Raw genomic sequence first — 21568 nt, forward strand, 5'->3', positions numbered from 1 at the left:
GCCGGATTATGCGATTGGTTATGTCATGAATATATCCGGTGTAGTATTTTTCTAGTAAATAATTGATTGCTGATCCCTGCTGTGTTTATACACTGAAACGTGATAAAAAACTCAAAAATTCCTTCTGTTTTTTATGAGCATATTTTGTAATGGCGAACGTTTTAGCTTCGGGCAATGGAAAAGCAGTCGTTTCAACTTCTAAAAGCCATCCTTCAAGCAGCTCCCTTCTCACGGTTGAAGAAGGGAGGTACGATACGCCAAGGCCCTCTGCAATAAATCGTTTGGTAATATGAGTTTGAGAAACTTTCATCATCCTGGTTTTCGGATAGAACAATTTAATGGTGCTGCATAAATCATCCCAGTATGCAGGGTGATTATGTGTTAATAAGTAATTGGAGGCTAATAACTCCTCTTCGTCTAAAGGGAAAGCCGACTCAAAATCTCTTCCGTCATGGGGGGCTACCAGAATAACTTTGTCAGTAAATAGTAATGTATGATCAAGCTCTTGACTAAAACAAGGAAGACATGAGAGACCAATATCAACTTTTTCCGCAAGAACAGCTTTCTCAATATCTACCGATTCAATAATTTCAACAGAAATCTCGACTTGAGGATGGCTTTCTATATACTGTTTTAAAACAAAAGGTAATACGTTGTCAGCAATCAATGGAGATATAGCGATCCTTAGTTTTGTTGTATACCCCTGATTAAAAGTCTGAAGCTCAGTGATACCTTCTTCATAAACGGAAATGATTCTACGGGCATGCTTTAAATAGTACCTTCCTGCTTCTGTTAGCTTTATTTTCCTTCCGTCTCTTTCAAACAATAAAACTCCGAGTTCCTTTTCTAATTGTTTAATATGTACAGTAACGGATGGCTGCGATATGTATAATCTTTCAGCGGTCTTCCTGAAATTATTGCATTCAGCTGCCGTAATAAATGTCTTCAACAAATTTAGTTCCATTTTCTCCACCCTTATTAATAGTATTAATCAAAACATTTAAATATATTTAATTTTCTTAATTATAAAATCATTATACAATAATTGTAATAAAGGAAAAGGAGATGATCGAAATGTTTACTGAAGGGTTAAAGGGAATCGTGGCAGCACAAACGACAATCAGTCATATTGACGGCAGAATGGGGTTGCTTATCTACAGGGGATATGACATTAGTGATCTAACCAACTTGTCATTTGAACAGGTCGCATTCTTATTATGGTATGGTCACTTACCAACAAAGGAGGAAAAGAATGATATAAAAAGGAAATTGGTGATTAATAGATCCTTATCACGAACCATGAAAGAGGTTATTAAGACGCTTCCCATGGATATGGATATGATGAGTGTATTAAGAACGGCTATTTCTTCTGAAGGAGTACCTGCTTACAAATGGACACCAACCATTGATCAAGCTATAAGATTAACAGCCGTTATTCCAACCATCATTGCTTATCGACAATCTTTAGTAGAAGAAAAACCATTTACTGAACCGAATGATAATCTTAATCACGTAGAAAATTATTTATCCATGTTAACTGGCAGCAAGCCCTCTAAAGCAGTCGTCGATGCATTGGAGACATACATGATCCTTACACTTGAACATGGTATGAATGCTTCTGCCTTCTCAGCAAGAGTCACATCTTCAACTGAATCTGACATGGTATCTGCCATTACTGCGGCGATCGGGACAATGAAAGGACCCCTTCACGGAGGGGCACCATCAGGCGTTATCGAACTGCTTAATGAGATAGGCACAGCGGAAAATGCGGATAATGTCATTAGAAAGAAAGTCCTTAATGGAGAGAAACTGATGGGGTTCGGACATCGTGTGTATAAGACACATGATCCAAGATCAATTGCTTTAAGAAATAAACTAGTAGAATCAAAGGGGGAAGATGGCTCTCTGGACCTTGCATTACATGTGGAGCATACAGCTATTGACGTGTTGAATGAATTGAAGCCCGGGAGAGCTATCTACACGAATGTAGAGTTCTATGCAGCAGCCATAATGAAGTCAATCGCTCTTAAACCTGAACTTTTTACACCAACCTTTACATCAGGTCGTATCGTCGGGTGGACGGCTCATGTTCTGGAACAAGCTGAAAACAATACAATATACCGGCCACAATCTGAATACATTGGTAGACTGTACACATAAACCTTTACAACCTACATTACATGTAATGTAGGTTAATCATTTGTAAACGTTTCCTTTATTTAGTGATATAATTGAAGCATACTTTAAAAGGAGGGATTGTAATGATCAGCAAAGTCGGTCAAATTATGTTATACGTGAGTAACCAGGATGAAGCCGTGAATTTTTGGATTGAAAAAGTAGGTTTTACTGTCATAGCTGAAGAAGATAATGGTCAAGGGATGAGGTGGATTGAAATTGCTCCCACTAAAGATGCGGAAACAAGTATCGTTCTCCACGATAAGGAATTTATCGCTGAAATGGAGCCTGAATTAAATCTTGGCACCCCTTCCTTAATGATGTTCTCAAACAACCTGGATGAATTACATAATAGCTTATCAAATAAAAATATAACAGTCGGACAAATAGTAGAAATGCCCTCTGGAAGAGTGTTTAACTTTGCAGACCATGAAGGTAATTACTTTGCGGTTATGGAGAAAAGCAACTAAAGTTTGATGAAACTAAATAAATTTTGATGCATCTCCACGCTTATCCCAAAAGAGCTATGAATCTGTGATTCTCAGCTCTTTTTATTAATCAATATCATACAAGTAATCAACAGTCCTTCTGGCTCGATCATTATACACAAGTTCTTAACCCGTATATGGATCTCTTTGATTCACTAACTACCTCAAGACATTCTTTAATTTTAATTTTTAGATGTCTAAACCATATTTTTTCAGTTCTTCTGTATCATTTGGAAGAGTCACATAACCTTCAAAGTGCATACCCAGTTTTTCTAACAATCTAGAAGATGAATCATTGTCCTTTGTCGTGATCGCAGCCAGTTTTTTTATACCTAGTTTCTTGGCAATTTCCAAAGTACCCGTCGCGGCTTCAAAGGCATATCCCTTTGATTGATAGGATGAGAGAAATGCAAAACCGATATCCACATCTTCAAGACCTTCCCGTTTAATTAACCCACACAGGCCAATCGGAGCCTGCTCTTCCTTGTGTTCCGTCAAAAAAAGCCCGAACCCTTCCCGCTCATACATTGCTCTCGGACCATTCATTATATAATCCACGGCATCATCTAATGTACGAATACCCTTGTCACCTATGTACTGCAGCCATCCAGGTTCATTTAGTAATTTCATAACGAATTCAGCATCACTGAATTCTACCCACCTTAGGATGAGTCTTTTTGTTTCTATTACTTTCATATGGTGCACCTCTTTTATAATCTTTAATTTCTATTTTAACTTGAATGATGAAAAGAATCTAATGCCACTACAAAGGTGACATTTGAGAAAAAATCGAATTTCATGGGCAATGGCTCGATAATGAACAAACAAAAGGTGAGTTGATTGTAAGAGAAATGTAAAAGCTGAAACTCAGTACTTCTATTAATAGAAGTACTGCACTTGCCTTTCATATATTTTGCGAGACACACTCAAATTAAAATTCCAAGACTACCATTCAATTTTCTACATGCTATAGTTTCCTTATAACGAATGAGATGGTTGAGGTGTAATCATGATGAAAAATTTTAAAATAGAATCTCCCAAAATCCCTACTCGATTAGAATCAGCTAATTTTCAAGCTGTATATTATGAAGAAGATCCATTTCTATCTAATTGCAGGATAGAAACTGCAAGACTTGATCAAGAAGATATCGAGCAGCTGGTTTTATCTAAAATTGTCTTCAAAAATGTTTCTTTCATCGGTTCGTCTTTTCCAAGAGTGGATATGACAGATGTGGTGTTTGAGAACTGTGATTTATCAAATGCAAACTTCAGTGAGGGGATCATTCATCGAGTGACGTTCAAAGAATGCAAGTTAATGGGGGTGAATTTTTCTAGTGCCAATCTGGTGAATGTCACTTTTGATGAGTGCCTTGCGAATATGATTGATTTTGTCGAAGCGCGATTAAAACAGGTGCAATTCAGTCAAAGCTCCTTGCAGCATGCAAATTATGCAGACTGTAAGCTTCTGAAAGTGAAGTTTAATCTATGTGATCTGAATGAGATTGAATTTACTCAAACAATACTAAATGGAATTGATATAAGTACTTGTACATATACAAAAATCAATGTTTCACCTGAAAACTTGTTTGGTTGTGAGGTGTCACCTGTGCAGGCAATTGGGTTTGCAAGTTTGTTGGGGTTGAAGGTGAGAGAATGAAAAAATCCACTCGCACCCTTAAAATTTTATTCTTATCAGAGGTGACATGAAATATTTAATGGAAAATATAACTTATTTAATATAATGGTATAATTCAATAATCTAAAATTGCTGAGAAAATTTTTGGTTTTGAGGAAGGGTACATTATGGCCATTATACAAAGCCGGATTTTTAGATGGAAAGAACATGGGTATGCCACATAGTTAACAGGCTCATTGGAAGGGGAAAATGAATGAATACAAACAGTGTTAAAATAGTAGAGTTAGACGCAGAAAATTGGTACGATTGCTGTCAGTTAGAATTATCAGAAAATCAGCAGGCATTTATCGAGTCAAATGCCATATCGATTGCACAATCGAAATTCGAGCCTACCTTAAAACCATTTGCCATTTATTTTAATGATAAAGTGGTGGGGTTTTTAATGTACAACTCAGTTCCAGAAGAACTCGATGCTTACTGGGTATACCGAATCATGGTGGATAAAAACTATCAGGGTATGGGAATCGGTAGGGCTGCAACTGAACTGATGATGGAAGATATGACCAAAACCCTTAAAGCAACTAAGATTGTTGTGGGCTATCATCCTGATAATGAAGGTGCCCATCATTTATATGCCAGTCTGGGTTTTGTTGACCAAGGAGATAGATTTGGCAGGGAAATGGCTGTTGTGAAAGATGTGAAATTCTAAATAAATCATCAAGGAAAGGCCAAGTCTGGAAACATGGCCTTTCTTTAATACTCGTAAAAGGTTCATTCACATAATCTCTAGTGTTCTTCTATATCCAACATTCCCTGAATCTTCTCCTTCGCTCCCTTTCGCCACTTCTTTACAGCGGAAATGGATACATTCTCTGCATCGGCAATCTCACTAACCCTCAACATGTGCACACATGTATATATCACCCATTTTCTCTGATTTTCAGTTAAACCATTGCAGTAGGAGAGCAGTAATTCATTCCCCAGCTGATCATTCGCTTGCTCATCCTCGATAATCTCAAAAAAGTCCGCCTCTTTAAAAATATTTTTCTCTTCATTCCTGAATTCACTGGTTAATTGAGATAACAATCTTCCGCGTACAAATGAATAAGCATAAGCAGGGAAGGCACCCTTTTCAGGATCGAAGTTTTCATATGCCTCCCAAAGAGCAATGAGTCCGGTTTGATAGTATTCAGGCTTATTTTTGTATATATTCAAAGAATGAATCAGTTTGTGAATCATTAAATCATATTTTGCATGAAGCTCCTCAAATGCTTCCAATACCGTTTCCTTCTGATCGACGCGCCACTCTATGAATTCCTAGGTAAGTTAACCTTACAAAGGAAAAGGGTGACGGACAAAAGAGAAAAGCAGCCGTTTAACCAGCGTGAACTTACAAAAACTGGTGGAATAAAAACTATTTTCACCTTAGTTAACATCTTATTTACGCCAAGTTAGTTATGGAAATATAGATTCATACGGTTTTACAACAAGTGAAGGAAGATGCTGATAACTATAAATTGGAATAAAAAAGGATGAGGCATTATAGATGTAAATATTTGTACAACTGTCGTTATCAAGGATGATTTTTCACGTTTACCCAATACACCCCTTAGGCAATACTAGAATCAATAAAACCACTTTAGGAGGGATACAATGCCACGTAAAAGTGCTTCCTCAACTGAGAAAACGGAAGAACAGGTACAGGAAAAAGAAAATGTTGATAAACTTGAACAGATGCTTGCAGCTGTATTAAACTATTTATCCGATGACGAGATTGAGGAAATTGACATTGAATACCTCCTGACAAATACGGAGGATCTTCGTGACTGGTGGGAACAGTACCAGGAGAAAAATAAAAAACAAATTGAGGACGAGATAAAAAAGTCTCTAAACAAGTTGACTATTGAAGAATTAGAAAATATCCGAAAGCAAATCCGGGAGAAAAATAGCTGAGTCATCTAGATTTAGCCCACAAAAAAACGCTCAAAAACTTCTGAGCGTTTTTCTTTGATTACTTGGAAATATATTTATTTATTACACTCAAAAACGTCTCGATACAACTGACCTGCAATCGAAACAACTCCAACAGGCATCTGATTTACGATCACGGTCAAAAATACCTTATTATCAGGATAGTAGAGTGTCACTGATTCGTATCCATGAATTCCACCCTGATGACCAAGGGCTTGTACCCCATTTGCAAATGTATATTGATGCAATCCGAGTCCATAGGATTGCATCGCATCATCGGTTTCGTGAAAATGTAGCATCTCTTTCATGGATTCCTCTGATAAAAGCGTGCCATTGATAAGAGCCTTCATAAACGTTTGAATTTCAAAAGGGTTAGAAACAAGAGCTCCTGCAGTCCAGGTGATGGATGTATTGAGCTTGTTTATTTCTGTCACTTCATCAGAAAGCTCTGTCATATCTGGAGTTGCTTTAGAATGACCACTTGCAAATGGAGGTCTTAGTTCATTCGTTAAAGGGAAATACGTCCTTTTCAATTGAAGAGGTTGGATGACCCACTGATCAATTATGTCTTCAATTGACTTTCCCGACAATTTTTCCACAATCATACCCAGCAAAATATATCCAGTATTGGAGTACTTATATTCAGTACCGGGTTCAGATTCGAGGTCATAGTTGGTAATCAGTCTAACGAGACTTTGAGGTGGAAAGATATCCAAAAGACTGGAAACTGCATGTTGGATACATGTAGTTCCTGCGACATCCAACCAAATATAGTCCTTCAGACCACTTCTATGTTGAAGCAAATGACGGACGGTTATTCGACTGCCATGGGTGAGGATACCTGGTAAGATAGATTCAACCGTTTGTTCAAGTGAAAGTTGTCTTTGTTCCTGTAGTTTCAATATAAGAGTGCTGATTAACATTTTTGTAATGCTTCCCACACGCTGGTGATCATCATGTTCTAACTGTAAAGATGAATCGGATTGTCGAACTCCAACTGCTTTCAAATAGTCCTCACCAGTTGAATCAGTCAGACAAACTGACATTCCAGGAAGCTGGTGTTTCTCACGTAATGATTCAACCGTATTTTCAAAAATATTGCGATCTATCAAATAAACCATCCTTTCGAGGAGTATTTTAACAAATGAATTTCAGGTTTTATTTTAATGTACTAAGGACCGGAAGCGGATAGCTTTTCCCCGTGAACAAAAATCAAAGACTCAGGCAGGATTTGTGCTGTGATATATTGAAGTTTATTCTAGTATATAAAAGTAATGGAGGGAATCACTATGATAAAAAGCCCTATAAAAAACAAAGTGAAAGTGGTATTTATTCCTGTAAGTAATATAGAAAAGTCTAAAGAATGGTACTCTAAAATGCTCGGAATTGATGAGGGAGATGAACATTTCGAGCATCTGTTTGTTGCTGAAATGGACGGGGCAGGTATGATCCTGGACACCATGCCCATGTGGAGAGACGAAACTGGTAATCTTCCAAGGCTGAATTTCCCAGCCATTCAATTTGCTACAGACGATATCCATGAATCGTATCAATTCATGAAAGACAATGGTGTGGAATTGGTTACGGCTATAGAAAATAATCAGTACTTTGTGTTTAAAGATCCTGATGGGAATTTGCTGATGGTTTGTAAGTAGGAAGGGGTTCACTATGTCGGATGTTCATGGTTTTATCTCCCGACAAGAATACTATCACTATATTCGATCGTTTATTAGCGATGTTATATTCTTATGAGAAACAATGAAAAATAGAAGGGAAAATAGTCCATGCCTATCAGAAATTCAGCAAAAGCGATCATCATGAAAGGTGACAAAATCCTCCTGACCAAAAACAAAGACGAAAATGAATTCTTTTACCTTTTTCCGGGGGGTGGACAGGAAAAAGGTGAGACCCTTCATGAAGCTTTAAAGAGAGAATGTATCGAGGAGATTGGAAGTGATGTGGAGATAGGGGAACTTCTACATATTCGGGAGTATATAGGCAAGAACCATGAATATGCTTCATTTGATTATGATATACATCAAATGGAATTTTATTTTAAGTGTACCTTAATAGATGCAGAAGATAAGGATTCGATTCCAACCAACCCAGATAGCCACCAAGTAGGTGTAGAATGGATTGATATTAATGAACTGGTTCAGTATAGATTTTACCCTAAAAGAATCATTGACTATATTATTAACAATCAAATTACATTGGTATATCTTGGAGATATCAACTAAAGAATCAAGCTCAGAGAACCAAACTCTGAGCGAGGATTTACTCATTTATAAAATCATCAGTCGTTATTGTATCCGCAAACCAACGCAGCACCTCATTATGGTGAGAGATAATTTGTGTTGCGGAAATTTCTTTTTTATCAAAAGTAGAATGGGCATCTGTTAATAGCGTTATCTTGATGTCCAGACTAAATCCCCTTCTACAGGTTGTGTCTATGCAGGCTTCGGTTTGAATGCCGGTCAGGACCAAGTGGTCAATGTTTAATTCCCTTAACTTTTGTTGAAGGTTCGTTCTGTAGAAGCTATCAGGGGTACCTTTATGTACAATGATATCTCCATCTGCAGGGGAAATATCTTCATGAAAATTCCAGCCCATAGTCCCCTTCTCCAAAGGACTATCTTTGGGACCACTATGCTGCACATAGATGATTGGAATATTATTGTTTTTTGCAAATCCCAACGCACTTTTAATCCTTTTTAATAGGGCGTTACCTTTATAGACGGGAGGATTCACCGTAAACATCCCATTTTGGACATCAATGATAAGTAGTGCCGTTTTCACTATGACCCCTCCTTAATGTTCAATACCTGCAGGTGGCTTTGGTCTTCTCACCAGCTCCCCGCTGCAATTCGGACAGAACGCGTCATATTTAGCTGTACATTCTTCACAAAAGGTACATTCATGCACACAAATGTACGCGTAATCCGTCAAGGTATTGTGGCAAGCCTGACAATTCGTCTTCATTTCTAATCCCATGAGTATCTCCCTTTCTATCTATCTCTTTCCATTATATTCTAACATACGTTAATATAATGAATGTAAGGATTAGTCTTTTTAAAGTGGGGCATAAAATATGACTTCTACATATTTAACATTGGGTAATACAAAATAGTTTATAAATACGAATCTGAATTTGAGTCAGCAGATTGATGCTGGATTGATCCAGAATATATAGATTACGTTGCGATCCCCCTTCTCTGGATGAAATCTGCTGACCCTTTGAGGAAATATATTCTATAAGAAATATGAAAAGAATGATAGAAATGGAGGATATCCCATCATGATCCAAGCGGCCATCTTCGACCTGGACGGAACCCTGTTGAACAGAGACGCCTCTGTAAATGAATTCATCACCAACCAGTATGAAAGACTGGATAAATGGCTAAGACATATCCAAAAAGAATCGTACATAACCAGATTCATTGAATTAGACCAGCGCGGCTACGTCTGGAAAGATGAAGTGTACAAGCAGCTTATCGAAGAATTCACTATTCCTGAAATAACCTGGGAAGAACTCCTTCAGGATTACATCAGTGAATTCAAGCACAGCTGTGTACCTTTTCCACAGTTACACAGAATGTTGGATGAATTAAGATCGAAAAATATAAAACTAGGCATGATCACAAATGGCTTTGGCCAGTTTCAAATGGACAACATTTTAGCTCTTGAAATAAAAGATTATTTTGATGAAATTCTTGTTTCTGAATGGGAAGGCTTAAAAAAGCCAGATCCTGAAATCTTCAAGCGGGCATTGCTAAGGTTGAATTTAGAGCCTCATGAATGCATCTTTATCGGGGATCATCCTGAGTATGATGTGTATGGTGCTCAACAAGTGGGGATGAAAGGTATTTGGAAGAAAGACCCTCACTTGAATCATGCGGAACAAGCAGATTGGGTGATTGAGGATTTGATGGAGTTGCCGAAATATATTGATGATCTAAATAACAATAGAAGGTTGGAGGAATGACCATTAATAAACCAATCGTCCAATTATCCCCATACAACCCAAAATGGAAAATCCGATACATAGAAGAAGAAGCGAAAATCATTGATGCGATAGGTCCGTCACTCATAGGGATAGAACATATAGGAAGTACTTCTGTGGAAGGGCTTGATGCCAAGCCGATTATCGATATCATGGTTGGAGTCGATGACCTTGATGTCATCTCTTCTTTTATTGAACCGTTGGGGAAAGTGGATTATGAATATGTACATAAGCCTGAGTTGATTGATCGTAGATTTTTCCGGAAAGGGGAATGGGGAAGAGGTACCTGCCATCTGCATATTTGTGAGATTGAAGGCAGTGAGTGGACCGATAAGATTCTATTTCGCGATTATTTAAGAACCTATCCTGAAGCTGCCGGGGAATATTCGACATTAAAAAAAGGGTTGGCTTATGTCCATCAATCTGATCGACCCAGGTATACTCAGGAGAAAGAGCCATTTATCAGAGAGATTCTCAGACGTGCGACCAATGATGAGCGAATGTAGTTTGTATAATCTATTGGTATTGTATAGTCCGCAAAAAAGAACACCGTGTTATGAAAAAAATTGAAGATTCATTAACCTTCCAATTCCCGCCTGATACAAAGTATCTAGGGGAATTCCGTATTTATATAATTAAATTCAAAAAAGAGATGGGAAATACTTAAAGTCGACCTCTAGGTATTTTCCCATCTTTTTTAAAATTAAAAGTATATATTCTACTCTGAAGTTCAATCATACTCACCTCATCCAAAAGTCGTACCTGACTTTCAACCAATCTAACCATGAAGAGTTTCCGATATTACCGTATATTGTAAATAAGAAAAGTATACGATTTCCCTTGAAAATATGTAGAAATTTCATTATATTTAGTAAATGTAATTTTACCAAATGTTGGAGGAGTCGCCTTATGAAGGACATGAAAAAACTATGTAACTCTATAAATAATTGTTTTGTAAGAGATGACTCTCATACTGACAGACTACATATGGGCGAAATCGTTCACATTCTTCGTGTGAAGTCCCAATTAACTCAAGAGGAATTAGCTCATAAGGCAAACGTGAGTGCTCAAACAATTAAGAGGCTTGAAGGAGGAAAGAGAAAAGTAAGTGACATCACTTGTCGATCTATATTTGAAGCACTTGGAGTAAATATTACTTTATTAACGGAGCTTTTAGAGAAATGACGTAACTTGAGGTTTAGATGACAGAGAGAAGGAACGATATGAGATTTAGAGATTTTCATAAAAATATTAAAATACGTATCATCGAAACGTTTATGAGTCGATTCATCGGGAGCATGATTTTTCCGTTTATGTCTATTTACTTAGCGGTTCATTTTGGAGCGAAGGTGGCTGGGCTTCTGCTTCTGATCAACGTGTTTGTTGGAATTGGAATCAATTTTATTGGAGGGTACTTTGCTGATCAATTTGGTCGGAAGAAGATCATGTTACTCGCAGAGACACTTAGGTTTCTGGCTTTTCTCACCATGATGGTTTGTAATTCTCCATGGTTTGAATCTGCACCGATCACCTTTGCCATGATGACGGTTAACAGTATATGCTGGGGACTTGCTGGACCAGCTAATCAGGCCATGATGATTGATGTAAGTACACCACCTCAACGAAAGTTGATGTATTCGATTACGTATTGGGCAAATAACCTGTCCATCGCAATCGGAGGAATCATCGGTGCCTTCTTATTTAAAGATTACCTATTCGAGCTGTTCCTAGCTCTCAGTGCGGCATCTGTCGTAACCGCTTCATTGGTTGCATTCTTCATTAGTGAAAGCTATGCACCAGTGAATACGAAGCTGACCCCTTCCCAGCACGTTAAGCAATTACTATCAAACTACGGGAAAGTAATGCACGACAAGCTATTTGTCCTCTTTACGATCGCAGGTGTTCTTATTCTATCAATGGAGTTTCAACTAACCAATTATATCGGAATTCGATTAAGCGAAGAAATGCCCTCTCAACAATTCCTTTTATGGCAAATTGACGGAGTGCAGACGATGGGGATTCTCAGAAGTGAAAATACGATTCTAGTCGTGATTCTCATGCTATTTGTAACAAGGATCAAGCACTCGTTACAAGATAAAACTGTGCTTGTTTGGAGCTGCTTCCTTTTCACAGTAGGGTATGCCACTCTTGCATACTCCAATAACTTATTTATGCTTTTCTTGATGATGGCGATTCTCACGATTGGTGAAGTATTCCGGGTGCCTGTGGAGCAATCTTATATGGCGTCCATCCCGCCTGACGATGCCCGTAGTTCTTATATGGCCTTCAATGGATTGAAGTTTAACTTATCCATGTTGATTGCTTCTGTGACGGTCACGCTTGGTTCCATACTGCCATCAACCATTATGGCGGGAATCATCCTTTCAATCGGGCTTGTCGGGACACTCATATTAAAGATCATTACACCTGAGTTGGATAGACGAAAAGAAGTTGTGGAGTTTAAACAGCAGGCTGATACTGTGAAAGTAGGTTAATTCAATGCATGGAGGCGTGATTTTGGTCTCCCACTTACGGTATCTGAAAATTTTTTGCAATTACATTACTGTCTAAAATTTCTAGCAAATTATGAAGGTGCAAAATTGAAATAGGGGCTTGATAGGTGCTATATTATTCTGAATAAGGTATGAATTCCAATCATACCTTATTCAGAGTTCAGCGAAGGGAGAACATATGGATATTAAATGGAAAGCAGCTCTACCATCTCTATCTCAAGTTACCGTGTCTTCCAATCTCAATAATGAACCTGTCACAATCCACGGTGGCGATGATAGTCTAAGATGCATCGGTGTCGGGACGGATGCAGCGGTCTTTCAATCTACCTATGCTCCTGATTATGCGTTTAAACTGTACGCGGAGGATAAAAAGTCGAAAATTAAAATTGAAGAAAAAGTGTATAAGACAATTGGTGATTCCCCATTTTTTTCAACCTGCTATACAGCTCAAGATAGATTTCTCGTTCTGAGTTACGAAGAGGGTCCAACATTTTTCGATTGCCTGCTCCAAGGAATCCATATTCCAGAACAAGCCGTTAAAGACGTGGAGAATGCCAGGGAATATGTTCGTGGTCAAGGATTGAATCCCCGTGATATTCATTTAAAGAATATTCTGCTTCAAAATGGAAGAGCGAAAATTATAGATGTGTCAGAGTACGTGCTTCCCGGTAATGATTTCAGGTGGGAGCATTTAAAGAAAGCATATGAGGATCATTACCACCTTATTGACGGAAAAGCCGTTCCATTTTGGTTACTTGAAACGATTAGAAAATGGTATAACTCATGGAACAAACATTTTACCTCGTATGAGGAATTCATGAAAATTGTGTTAAAGTTTACTTCATTTAAAAAAGATTAAAAAAAGCGCTCAGAGCATTGAGCGCTTTTTCTTTGTACATGAAGGATAAATTTGACATAATTTATTTATACTTCGATTTTAAGTATATCCGGAAAAGGAGGGGAAATCATGTGGAATCAAAACAGGGTTTCTAAAATACTGGGCACAAATTATCCCATCATCCAAGCAGGAATGGCTGGAGGAGTCACTACTGCAAATCTGGTATCGGCGGTCTCAAACTCTGGAGGACTGGGAACCTTGGGGGCGGGATATATGTCTACTGCTGATATGAAACTAGCAATCAAAGAAATAAAAGATCAAACGAATCAGCCTTTTGGGGTGAACCTTTTCATACCTGAAACTCCAGTAGTAAATGATGAACAGATAACCAACGCCCAAAAATTATTGGAGCCTTATAAAAAAGAATTACATCTAACAGATAACTCCTCATTTTCAGAGGTTCAAATCGATTTTGAAAATCAGCTGGAAGTCATCCTCAATGAAAAAGTACCTGTTTGCAGCTTTACATTCGGCGCCCCTTCTAAAGAGCTTGTGTCAGAGCTAAAGAAGGTAGGAACCATCGTGATCGGCACCGCGACGACTGTTGAAGAGGCCATGATCAATGAGGAGAAGGGTGTAGACATCGTTGTCGCGCAAGGGAGTGAATCTGGTGGGCACCGGGGCACATTTCTAGGTTTATTTGAACATTCAATGATTGGAACCTTTTCGCTCGTCCCACAAGTGGTGGATGCGGTATGCATACCAGTGATTGCTGCAGGGGGGGTTATGGACGAAAGGGGCGTTATTGCAGCACTTGCTTTAGGGGCAAAAGGAGTCCAAATGGGAACTGCTTTTCTTACATGTAAAGAGAGTGGGGCTGGGGCTTCTCATAAAAGGGCTGTATTAGAATCATCAGAAACTCACACGGTCATCACAACTGCCTTTAGCGGGAAGCCTGCTCGAGGGATCGAAAACAGATTTACAAGGGAAATGCAGGAATACAAGAATCAATTACCACCGTACCCTATACAAAATGCGTTAACGAAAGAACTGAGAAAACAAGCTGGTAGACAGGGAGTCCCAGAATTGATGTCCTTGTGGTCTGGACAAAGCCCGAGGCTCAGCAGGGACATATCTGCTAAAGAACTGCTTGAATCCATCGTAAGTCGAGTGGGAAAAACGCTAGGGGAGTTAAATGAGTAACTATGTCAAACCTTCGCTTCATAGTCCCAATCTCATAAATCCCATTTTCCAAATATTAAACCTTGTAATCATTTCTAGCATAGGTATAATTTTGATATAAGGAAAGCGTTTTTATCTTAAATTTTCTAAATAGTTAAAATGTATAAGGCTCGTTTTTTAGGAGGTTCAAATGAGAGAAATATTACCGGGATCTGTACTGTCTCATATCCAGTACGGTTATCAAAAAGTTCCTAAGAAAGTTAAAAGTCAATGTCCAAGCTGTTCTAAGACAAGTGAATTTTTACTGAAGGCCAATTTTTATCAAGTGAACAAAACAGGGTTGTTTGCAGATGCAAATTGTTCAGAATGTAAGAAACCTGCTCTATTCGTCATTATGCTTAATGATGACTCGGTCAATAGAAGAGAGGAAGCGGGCCTTTATATTTACGATCCGCTGGCAACGAACGGACCGTTGGATCAGATTCAAGGAAATAAACGCATACCCCAAGATCTCGTCCGGTCATTTCGTTCCGCATTGAACGTCAGCCAGTCTAAGGATAACTCTGCCACCGCAGTTATGTCGAAGCGTGTGCTCGAGAGTGTTCTAAAGAATTTTAACGGTGACAAAGTAAACGGGCAATCCTTATCGGAACAATTCGACCAGTTGCCAAAGAATGTCGATCTCACAAAACCTATCCAGGCACTGAGCCACCTTGTTCATCCAAACTCGCCCTTTTATGAAATGCTTGAATTGGAGAGGGAAATCGACGATGAAACAGCCGGCTTATTGATGGAATTATTAGAAGGCCTCATTGAATACTTATTTGTTCTTCCGGAAAAAATCGAAACATTACAAGAAAAAATCGAAAAGAAATATTAGTAGAAGTAGAGTGCCATTCTAGCACTCTACTTTTTTATAGTACGTTTAACCTAAGGGAATATAGTGCCTGATTCACATCGTCTATATCATAGATTTTCTTATCTATACAAAACTGGATCACAAGGTCAAATCGATCACTATCTGAAAGGGAGAAACCCGCTGCACTCAGTAAATCATCAGTTTCTTCCCGGGTCAGTTCAAGAGAAAGACATAAGGCTACTACTGTTCGTTTACCCGGTTTATAATCAGGAACCGATCTGATTTTAGAAAAGTGCTTCCTGTCCATTCTTGCTTTTTTATAGATGGAAGTATCTGTTTGACCCTTGGCATCTATAAATTGAAACAACAGTTGTGAAAAAGGAGCGGATTGATGCATCTCAATAAATTCCTCAAGCTCACTGGAGTAAACCTTATCACTTAAAAAGGGTTCTTCTTTATGTATATCATATATCCGTATTTCTCTATTTGTTTCCACGAAATCATGAAGTTCCTGCAAAATCTTTTCATTAAGCATCCGTTCACCTCCAAAATGTCGCTTACGAGGCGACCCATTTGTTACTATTCGTGTTTATGATTATATCAGAAACAATGAAGAGAGGATGGAACAAAATGAATACTGACTTAACTGAAATTATTTTCCTGTTAGACAGAAGCGGATCAATGAGTGGCATTGAAAGTGATACGATTGGAGGTTTTAACTCTTTTATTGAAAAGCAGAGTCAACTACCGGGTGAAACCCTCGTTACTACCGTTCTTTTTGATGATAAGGTTGAGCCATTATGGAGTGGAATAGAGGCTAATAATGTAAAGCTCACACAAGAGGAGTATTATGTAAGGGGCTGCACTGCTCTGATGGATGCTGTGGGAAAAACGATTCTCGAAGTAGGTCATCGCTTATCCAATCTTGAAGAAGTTGAACGACCAGGTAAAGTCATTTTCGTCATTACAACTGATGGTATGGAAAATGCGAGCGTCGAGTTTTCGGCCAGTAAAGTGAAGGACCTCATCAATCATCAGCAGGAGCGATACAATTGGGAGTTCATTTTTCTCGGAGCGAATATCGATGCTAAGGAAGAAGGCATGAATATTGGGATTGACATTGAGAATTCCTATCAATTTGAAGCTTCTGCTAAAGGTGTTGAAAAAATGTATGATATTGTGAGTGATGCTGTAAGGGGGAAGAGGAGTGGGTATTGATTGATATAGGGGATCTCATCTATTAGGGTGAGGTCTTTTTTTGAGTAGTAAATAATGAACGTTCTTAATAATGAATTCGCCGTTAAGTCGGAGTAGTACCCAACAATACTTCAAAAGTTTCAACCTCAACCTATTCAAAACACATAAATACGACCTTGACAACCAATATCTTTCTTGATTTTGAACAGAATTTATTTAAATTTTGACAAAACTAGTTTATCATTATGAGGAAGATTCAATTTATACGCAAGTCAACGGAATTAAAGGAAGGTACCCTATGTCGACAGAAAACGAGAAGAATATTACAAGAATACATATGGATGGGAAGGAATATATTCTCATCGGTACGGCTCACGTATCGCGTCTGAGCGCAGAACAGGTAAAAGAAGTAATTGAGTCAGAGCAGCCCGACACGGTTTGTGTTGAACTGGATGAACCGAGGTATCAGTCAATCGTTGAGGGAGATAAATGGAAAGACACAGACATCTTTCAGGTCATTAAAGACAAAAAAGCAACTTTGCTTCTTATGAACCTTGCAATCGGATCATTCCAGAGAAGGATGGCCAAGCAATTCGGGATCAAGCCGGGTCAGGAAATGATTCAGGGAATTGAATCAGCGAGAGAAACGGGTGCCGAACTCGTCTTAGCTGACCGAAACATTCAAATCACATTTTCCCGTATATGGAATGCAGTAGGATTCAGTGGCAAGGCTAAACTTATGACCCAAATCATATATAGCATCTTCAGCAACGATACCATTACAGAAGAAGAACTCGAGAGAATCAAATCTCAAGATATGCTGGATTCGATGCTAAATGAATTTACCCAGGTGTTTCCAAAATTGAAAACGCCATTAATTGATGAGCGTGATCAATACCTCGCTCAGAAAATTAAAGATGCGCCGGGAGAGAGAGTTGTTGCGGTTTTAGGGGCAGCTCATGTTCCTGGTATCACAAAGGAAATCTATAAAGAACATGATTTAGACAAACTGAACGAAAGACCTGCTAAATCAAAATGGCCAAAGATTATCGGCTGGGCTATTCCCATCACGATTCTTGCTGTGATTGCTTATACCTTCATTTCCAACCCGGATGCAGGGATCCAGCAGGGAATCAGTTGGATACTGTGGAACGGTGGTTTTTCTGCACTTGGTGTAGCCATTGGATTAGGACATCCATTGGCGATATTAACAGCTTTCGTTGCAGCACCAATCACTTCATTAAATCCACTCCTTGCAGCCGGATGGTTTGCTGGATTCGTACAAGCATATTTCCGCAGACCGAATGTCGGTGACTTTGACTCACTATCTGAAGACGTTTTAAGTGTCAGAGGGTTCTGGAGAAACAAAGTTACCCGCATCTTACTAATTGTCGTACTGGCTAACCTCGGAAGCACACTGGGTACCGTCATCGGTGGTGCAGATGTTGTTCGATTGTTTCTCGAAAATTTATAGTTAAGGAAAATAAGTTATCCTGCGGGGTAGCTTATTTTTTGTGGGGAAAATTGGATTATTATGTTAATATTATATAAATATTTCATTTTATGGAGGTGTTTTATGAACAATTTTATATCCAGATTTGCCCATTGGATACTTCTCCTATTTGTAGGTTTAAGTTTTATCATGGGATTCTCACTCTTTACAATTTCCATTCAAGGGCTCATTGCAGGCGTGTTCGGGATTGTTGGACTCATCGGAGTTGCATTTGTTGTGTTTCAAATAGAGAAACAAAAGAGAGGAAAAGCTAAATAATTATCTTTCTGGATATAGATACATAGATGACTAGCGCTCAATATTACGCATTAAATAACGCCACTATGGAAAGGATCAGACATATGATTTACGTCATCAGACACGGTCAAACCACACTAAACAAAGAGGGCAGACTACAGGGAAGAAAGGGTCTGCCCTTAAATGAAGAAGGTATAAGACAAGCTGAAAACCTTAACCACATTCTTTCTCAGATCACTTTCGATTACGTCTTTTCCTCACCTCAAGAAAGAGCGATACAAACTGCTGAAATTAGCACGGGGATGAAAGCAATTGTTGATTCAAGATTGGATGTATTTGATCTGGGAGAAGCAGATGGACTGCAAAAATGTGAAGTGAAAATGGCCGGGCTCCTCCCTGATCCACATATCTATAATGGTGTTGAACAAACGGATCAATACATGAAGAGAGTTTTTTCATTTATGGAGGAACTTAAGGCGAATCATGGAGAAAGTGAAAGGAATATCCTGATCTCTGGGCATCGTTGTACCACTGGGTGTATTGGGGCTTTTTTTAAAGGAGTTCCTGAGGACCGCAATATTCTGAAGCTCTCATCCAATAATGGAGAGTATAAACAGTATGAATTCGCTGAGGAGCAATAGGTCGGATAAACAGCAGTAACCCCCATTGATTAAAAACACATTAACTTGCCATGAGCATTTCAAACCGTATCAAAGTCAACGAAAAAATTTAAAAATTATTACAGCTCAGGATACGTTTTTAAAAAAGTTCTTTGGGTAAATAGTAAGTAGCCTTTACCCGCAACCTTGTGAGGAGAGAATAATAGGAGCTGTGACGATCGTTGCTCAATATACATGACAAATATTCAATTGTTTTGTATCAAACACATATGGCAAAAAACCAAGCTTCTCGTAAATCTCAGAAAATTACAATCCAAATGCTTTCTCAGTATACAGGTTTCTCTGAGGAAATCATTCTCGAAGCACTTGAGTTTGGAACATTAGCACCTGATTTTTCTTATAGATAATCACCAACGTGTAAAGGTCTAAGAAAATTATTTTCTCCTCCAGGGTTGACCATTAGTAAATTTGTAAAATAATTGAATCATTTTAGTTACATAATTAATTTTTAAAGAATATATTGAAAAAACAAGCCTATATTTATTATAATAACAGAAAGGATTTATAGAGGAGGATCTAATGGACACCCACAGGAGTAAAAGAATATCAAAGTTATACAGAAAGTTAATTACTTCTGACGCAACGCAAGCTTTCCTTATTTATAAAGGCCTAGATGAGACAACGAAAGCAGAATTACTGGATTTAGTGGCAGAGATGGGCTCTCAGCACTCAGAAAAACTTTTGAATAAAATAAGCTAATATACATGAACCGTGCAAAAGACCTGGAGAGATTTTTTCTCCAGGTCTTTTTCTTTTTTCTTTTGGGAAGGCGAAATAGGAGTGAGAATGAATAAAAGATGATACGTTTAGTAGCGAAATAGTAAATTTATCAACCGAATTTCTTTTTTATCAGCGAACTCCAAAATAAATCAGCGGAAATTTCGTTTTATCAGCGAAACTCAGAATATACCAGCGGAAATTTCATTTTATCAGCGAAACTCAGAATATATCAGCGAAAATTTCATTATATCAGCGAACTCCAAAATATATCAGCGAAACGTAATCAAAACCTCTCCATCATCAACCAACCATAGGATTACAATGTATCCACATACCAAACTTAAAAATCATGTCATAAAACGACTAAAGACATTCGAAACATATTAATATAATGAACCTAGGTCATTTATCCTCCATTGAACTCTCAAATACAATGATATTTGATATGTACTAAAACAAAACTGTGCGGTGTGATTTCGATTATGAAATTCATCGCACCTTTAGTTTCTCTTCGAGTTTATACATTCTAAATACCTATTTTTTGTTATAAATGGTGAAAAACTCATGTGGTATGAAAAGAAACATAGTCCTATTCACCTTATTTTATGAAAATAGGAATAAATTCCTTTTTATTCAAAAAATGTTGTAATTAGGCGAATTAATAATTATAATATTAAGAAAATTTAATAAATATTTCCTAGGAAAGGGGGGACACAATATGAATTTATACATGTCGGTGGATATGGAAGGGATTACAGGCTTAGTTGATCATTCACACGTCGATTCGAGCAAGCATAATTATGAGCGCGGGAGAATCATTATGACGGATGAAGCCAATGCTGTGGTTTCTGCTGCCTTTGAGACAGGCTGCGCCGAAGTACTGGTTAATGATAGCCATTCACAAATGAACAATCTGTTAATTGAAAAGCTGCACCCTGAAACAAAGTTGATATCTGGGGGAGTGAAACCATATTCTATGGTTCAAGGACTGGATGAAACGTTTGATGGGGCTTTTTTTGTGGGCTATCACGCACGGGCTTCGACGAAGGGGGTGATGTCCCATTCGATGATCTTCGGCGTGCGCAACATGTATATCAATGATATTGCCGTGGGTGAGCTCGGCTTTAATGCGTATGTTGCAGGGTTTTACGGGGTTCCGGTGTTAATGGTTGCCGGGGATGACCAGGCGGCACTTGAGGCAGAAGCATTGATCCCTAATGTTACGACAGCCGTCGTGAAGGAAACAATTTCCCGCTCTGTGGCGAAAAGCCTTACTCCTCTGAAGTCAGCTCAATTATTAAAGGAGAAAACCGAAGAAGCGATACATAATAAAGAAAATGTAAAAGCTCTCACTCCACCTGACCATCCGACTTTGCGAATCGAATTTGCGAATTACGGTCAAGCGGAGTGGGCAAGCCTCATGCCAGGGACAGAATTAGAAGCGGGCACAACGACTGTACGATTTGAGGCGAAAGATATCCTTGAAGCCTATAGAGCCATGCTTGTAATGACTGAACTGGCGATGCGAACAACATTCTGTTAGAAAGTGTGAGATC

The 21568-nt window shown here is 38.4% G+C and carries 27 protein-coding genes; 20 read left to right on the forward strand and 7 right to left on the reverse strand.

Translation table 11 applies throughout. The features are described from left to right. Positions 1-85: 85 nt before the first annotated feature. The gene (locus ACCB35_RS10865) at positions 86-964 is read right to left on the reverse strand and encodes a LysR family transcriptional regulator (protein ID WP_374056875.1); all 879 of its coding nucleotides are present in this window, start codon (positions 962-964) and stop codon (positions 86-88) included. 110 nt (positions 965-1074) lie between these two features. Between ACCB35_RS10865 and ACCB35_RS10870 the strand changes: the two genes are divergently transcribed. Together ACCB35_RS10870 and ACCB35_RS10875 are read left to right on the forward strand one after the other, a co-directional pair. Next, on the forward strand, positions 1075-2160 hold the full coding sequence (locus tag ACCB35_RS10870; RefSeq protein WP_374056876.1) for a citrate synthase/methylcitrate synthase: 1086 nt from the start codon (positions 1075-1077) through the stop codon (positions 2158-2160). A 101-nt stretch (positions 2161-2261) separates the two neighbouring features. Continuing rightward, a complete protein-coding gene (locus ACCB35_RS10875; RefSeq protein ID WP_374056877.1) occupies positions 2262-2645 on the forward strand; it encodes a VOC family protein in 384 nt (127 codons plus the stop codon). Between the two features lie 207 nt (positions 2646-2852). Here ACCB35_RS10875 and ACCB35_RS10880 read toward each other — a convergent pair whose 3' ends face one another. Next, on the reverse strand, positions 2853-3359 hold the full coding sequence (locus ACCB35_RS10880; RefSeq protein WP_374056878.1) for a GNAT family N-acetyltransferase: 507 nt from the start codon (positions 3357-3359) through the stop codon (positions 2853-2855). Positions 3360-3672: 313 nt separating this feature from the next. Here ACCB35_RS10880 and ACCB35_RS10885 point away from each other — a divergent pair, with 313 nt between their 5' ends. Both ACCB35_RS10885 and ACCB35_RS10890 read left to right on the forward strand, forming a co-directional pair. Beyond that, positions 3673-4320 (forward strand): pentapeptide repeat-containing protein, encoded by a 648-nt coding sequence (locus tag ACCB35_RS10885; protein WP_374056879.1) that lies wholly within the window; start codon positions 3673-3675, stop codon positions 4318-4320. Positions 4321-4552: 232 nt separating this feature from the next. Further along, a complete protein-coding gene (locus ACCB35_RS10890; protein WP_374056880.1) occupies positions 4553-5008 on the forward strand; it encodes a GNAT family N-acetyltransferase in 456 nt (151 codons plus the stop codon). 77 nt (positions 5009-5085) lie between these two features. Here ACCB35_RS10890 and ACCB35_RS10895 read toward each other — a convergent pair whose 3' ends face one another. Further along, positions 5086-5577: a sigma-70 family RNA polymerase sigma factor gene (locus ACCB35_RS10895; RefSeq protein ID WP_374056881.1), complete on the reverse strand. Its 492-nt coding sequence runs from the start codon at positions 5575-5577 to the stop codon at positions 5086-5088. 375 nt (positions 5578-5952) lie between these two features. Here ACCB35_RS10895 and ACCB35_RS10900 point away from each other — a divergent pair, with 375 nt between their 5' ends. Further along, a complete protein-coding gene (locus ACCB35_RS10900) occupies positions 5953-6252 on the forward strand; it encodes a hypothetical protein (RefSeq protein ID WP_374056882.1) in 300 nt (99 codons plus the stop codon). Positions 6253-6326: 74 nt separating this feature from the next. Here the strand turns inward: ACCB35_RS10900 and ACCB35_RS10905 are convergent, their stop codons facing one another. Beyond that, on the reverse strand, positions 6327-7382 hold the full coding sequence (locus tag ACCB35_RS10905) for a serine hydrolase domain-containing protein (protein WP_374056883.1): 1056 nt from the start codon (positions 7380-7382) through the stop codon (positions 6327-6329). Between the two features lie 177 nt (positions 7383-7559). On the opposite strand from ACCB35_RS10905, the gene ACCB35_RS10910 reads away from it, so the two are divergent. Both ACCB35_RS10910 and ACCB35_RS10915 read left to right on the forward strand, forming a co-directional pair. After that, positions 7560-7925: a VOC family protein gene (locus tag ACCB35_RS10910; protein WP_374056884.1), complete on the forward strand. Its 366-nt coding sequence runs from the start codon at positions 7560-7562 to the stop codon at positions 7923-7925. A gap of 129 nt (positions 7926-8054) precedes the next feature. Next, positions 8055-8510, forward strand: a complete 456-nt coding sequence (locus tag ACCB35_RS10915; RefSeq protein WP_374056885.1) for an NUDIX domain-containing protein — start codon at positions 8055-8057, stop codon at positions 8508-8510. A gap of 37 nt (positions 8511-8547) precedes the next feature. On the opposite strand, the gene ACCB35_RS10920 is transcribed toward ACCB35_RS10915, so the two are convergent. Together ACCB35_RS10920 and ACCB35_RS10925 are read right to left on the reverse strand one after the other, a co-directional pair. Then, positions 8548-9069 carry a cysteine hydrolase family protein gene (locus tag ACCB35_RS10920; protein WP_374056886.1) on the reverse strand — a complete coding sequence of 174 codons (522 nt, stop codon included), beginning with the start codon at positions 9067-9069 and terminating at the stop codon, positions 8548-8550. 12 nt (positions 9070-9081) lie between these two features. After that, positions 9082-9264, reverse strand: coding sequence for a DUF1272 domain-containing protein (locus ACCB35_RS10925; RefSeq protein ID WP_374056887.1), 183 nt, complete (start codon positions 9262-9264; stop codon positions 9082-9084). A 304-nt stretch (positions 9265-9568) separates the two neighbouring features. On the opposite strand from ACCB35_RS10925, the gene ACCB35_RS10930 reads away from it, so the two are divergent. The 7 genes from ACCB35_RS10930 to ACCB35_RS10960 all read left to right on the forward strand — a co-directional run bounded on the left by ACCB35_RS10930 (position 9569) and on the right by ACCB35_RS10960 (position 15686). Next, a complete protein-coding gene (locus tag ACCB35_RS10930; RefSeq protein ID WP_374056888.1) occupies positions 9569-10255 on the forward strand; it encodes an HAD family hydrolase in 687 nt (228 codons plus the stop codon). Beyond that, entirely contained in the window at positions 10252-10779 is a 528-nt protein-coding gene (locus tag ACCB35_RS10935) for a GrpB family protein (protein WP_374056889.1), read from the forward strand. The genes ACCB35_RS10930 and ACCB35_RS10935 overlap by 4 nt, the downstream gene beginning before the upstream one ends. A gap of 403 nt (positions 10780-11182) precedes the next feature. After that, complete coding sequence (locus ACCB35_RS10940) at positions 11183-11458, forward strand: helix-turn-helix transcriptional regulator (RefSeq protein WP_374056890.1); 276 nt, start codon at positions 11183-11185, stop codon at positions 11456-11458. A 38-nt stretch (positions 11459-11496) separates the two neighbouring features. Beyond that, positions 11497-12768: an MDR family MFS transporter gene (locus tag ACCB35_RS10945; protein ID WP_374056891.1), complete on the forward strand. Its 1272-nt coding sequence runs from the start codon at positions 11497-11499 to the stop codon at positions 12766-12768. Positions 12769-12964: 196 nt separating this feature from the next. Next, entirely contained in the window at positions 12965-13645 is a 681-nt protein-coding gene (locus tag ACCB35_RS10950) for a serine/threonine protein kinase (protein ID WP_374056892.1), read from the forward strand. 108 nt (positions 13646-13753) lie between these two features. Beyond that, complete coding sequence (locus ACCB35_RS10955) at positions 13754-14827, forward strand: NAD(P)H-dependent flavin oxidoreductase (protein WP_374056893.1); 1074 nt, start codon at positions 13754-13756, stop codon at positions 14825-14827. A 169-nt stretch (positions 14828-14996) separates the two neighbouring features. After that, entirely contained in the window at positions 14997-15686 is a 690-nt protein-coding gene (locus ACCB35_RS10960) for a hypothetical protein (RefSeq protein ID WP_044337113.1), read from the forward strand. Between the two features lie 34 nt (positions 15687-15720). On the opposite strand, the gene ACCB35_RS10965 is transcribed toward ACCB35_RS10960, so the two are convergent. Then, a complete protein-coding gene (locus tag ACCB35_RS10965; protein WP_044337111.1) occupies positions 15721-16200 on the reverse strand; it encodes a hypothetical protein in 480 nt (159 codons plus the stop codon). A gap of 95 nt (positions 16201-16295) precedes the next feature. Between ACCB35_RS10965 and ACCB35_RS10970 the strand changes: the two genes are divergently transcribed. The 6 genes from ACCB35_RS10970 to ACCB35_RS10995 all read left to right on the forward strand — a co-directional run bounded on the left by ACCB35_RS10970 (position 16296) and on the right by ACCB35_RS10995 (position 21555). After that, positions 16296-16883 (forward strand): VWA domain-containing protein, encoded by a 588-nt coding sequence (locus tag ACCB35_RS10970; RefSeq protein ID WP_374056894.1) that lies wholly within the window; start codon positions 16296-16298, stop codon positions 16881-16883. Positions 16884-17160: 277 nt separating this feature from the next. Further along, positions 17161-18336: a TraB/GumN family protein gene (locus tag ACCB35_RS10975; RefSeq protein WP_374056895.1), complete on the forward strand. Its 1176-nt coding sequence runs from the start codon at positions 17161-17163 to the stop codon at positions 18334-18336. Positions 18337-18438: 102 nt separating this feature from the next. Then, positions 18439-18633 (forward strand): hypothetical protein, encoded by a 195-nt coding sequence (locus ACCB35_RS10980; protein ID WP_374056896.1) that lies wholly within the window; start codon positions 18439-18441, stop codon positions 18631-18633. 83 nt (positions 18634-18716) lie between these two features. Continuing rightward, the gene (locus ACCB35_RS10985; protein WP_374056996.1) at positions 18717-19253 is read left to right on the forward strand and encodes a histidine phosphatase family protein; all 537 of its coding nucleotides are present in this window, start codon (positions 18717-18719) and stop codon (positions 19251-19253) included. Positions 19254-19501: 248 nt separating this feature from the next. Then, entirely contained in the window at positions 19502-19639 is a 138-nt protein-coding gene (locus ACCB35_RS10990) for a hypothetical protein (RefSeq protein WP_374056897.1), read from the forward strand. A gap of 1091 nt (positions 19640-20730) precedes the next feature. Next, positions 20731-21555, forward strand: coding sequence for a M55 family metallopeptidase (locus tag ACCB35_RS10995; RefSeq protein ID WP_374056898.1), 825 nt, complete (start codon positions 20731-20733; stop codon positions 21553-21555). Positions 21556-21568 lie beyond the last annotated feature (13 nt).

The organism is Rossellomorea sp. FM04394, assembly GCF_041889765.1.
Lineage (GTDB): Bacteria > Bacillota > Bacilli > Bacillales > Bacillaceae_B > Rossellomorea > Rossellomorea aquimaris_B.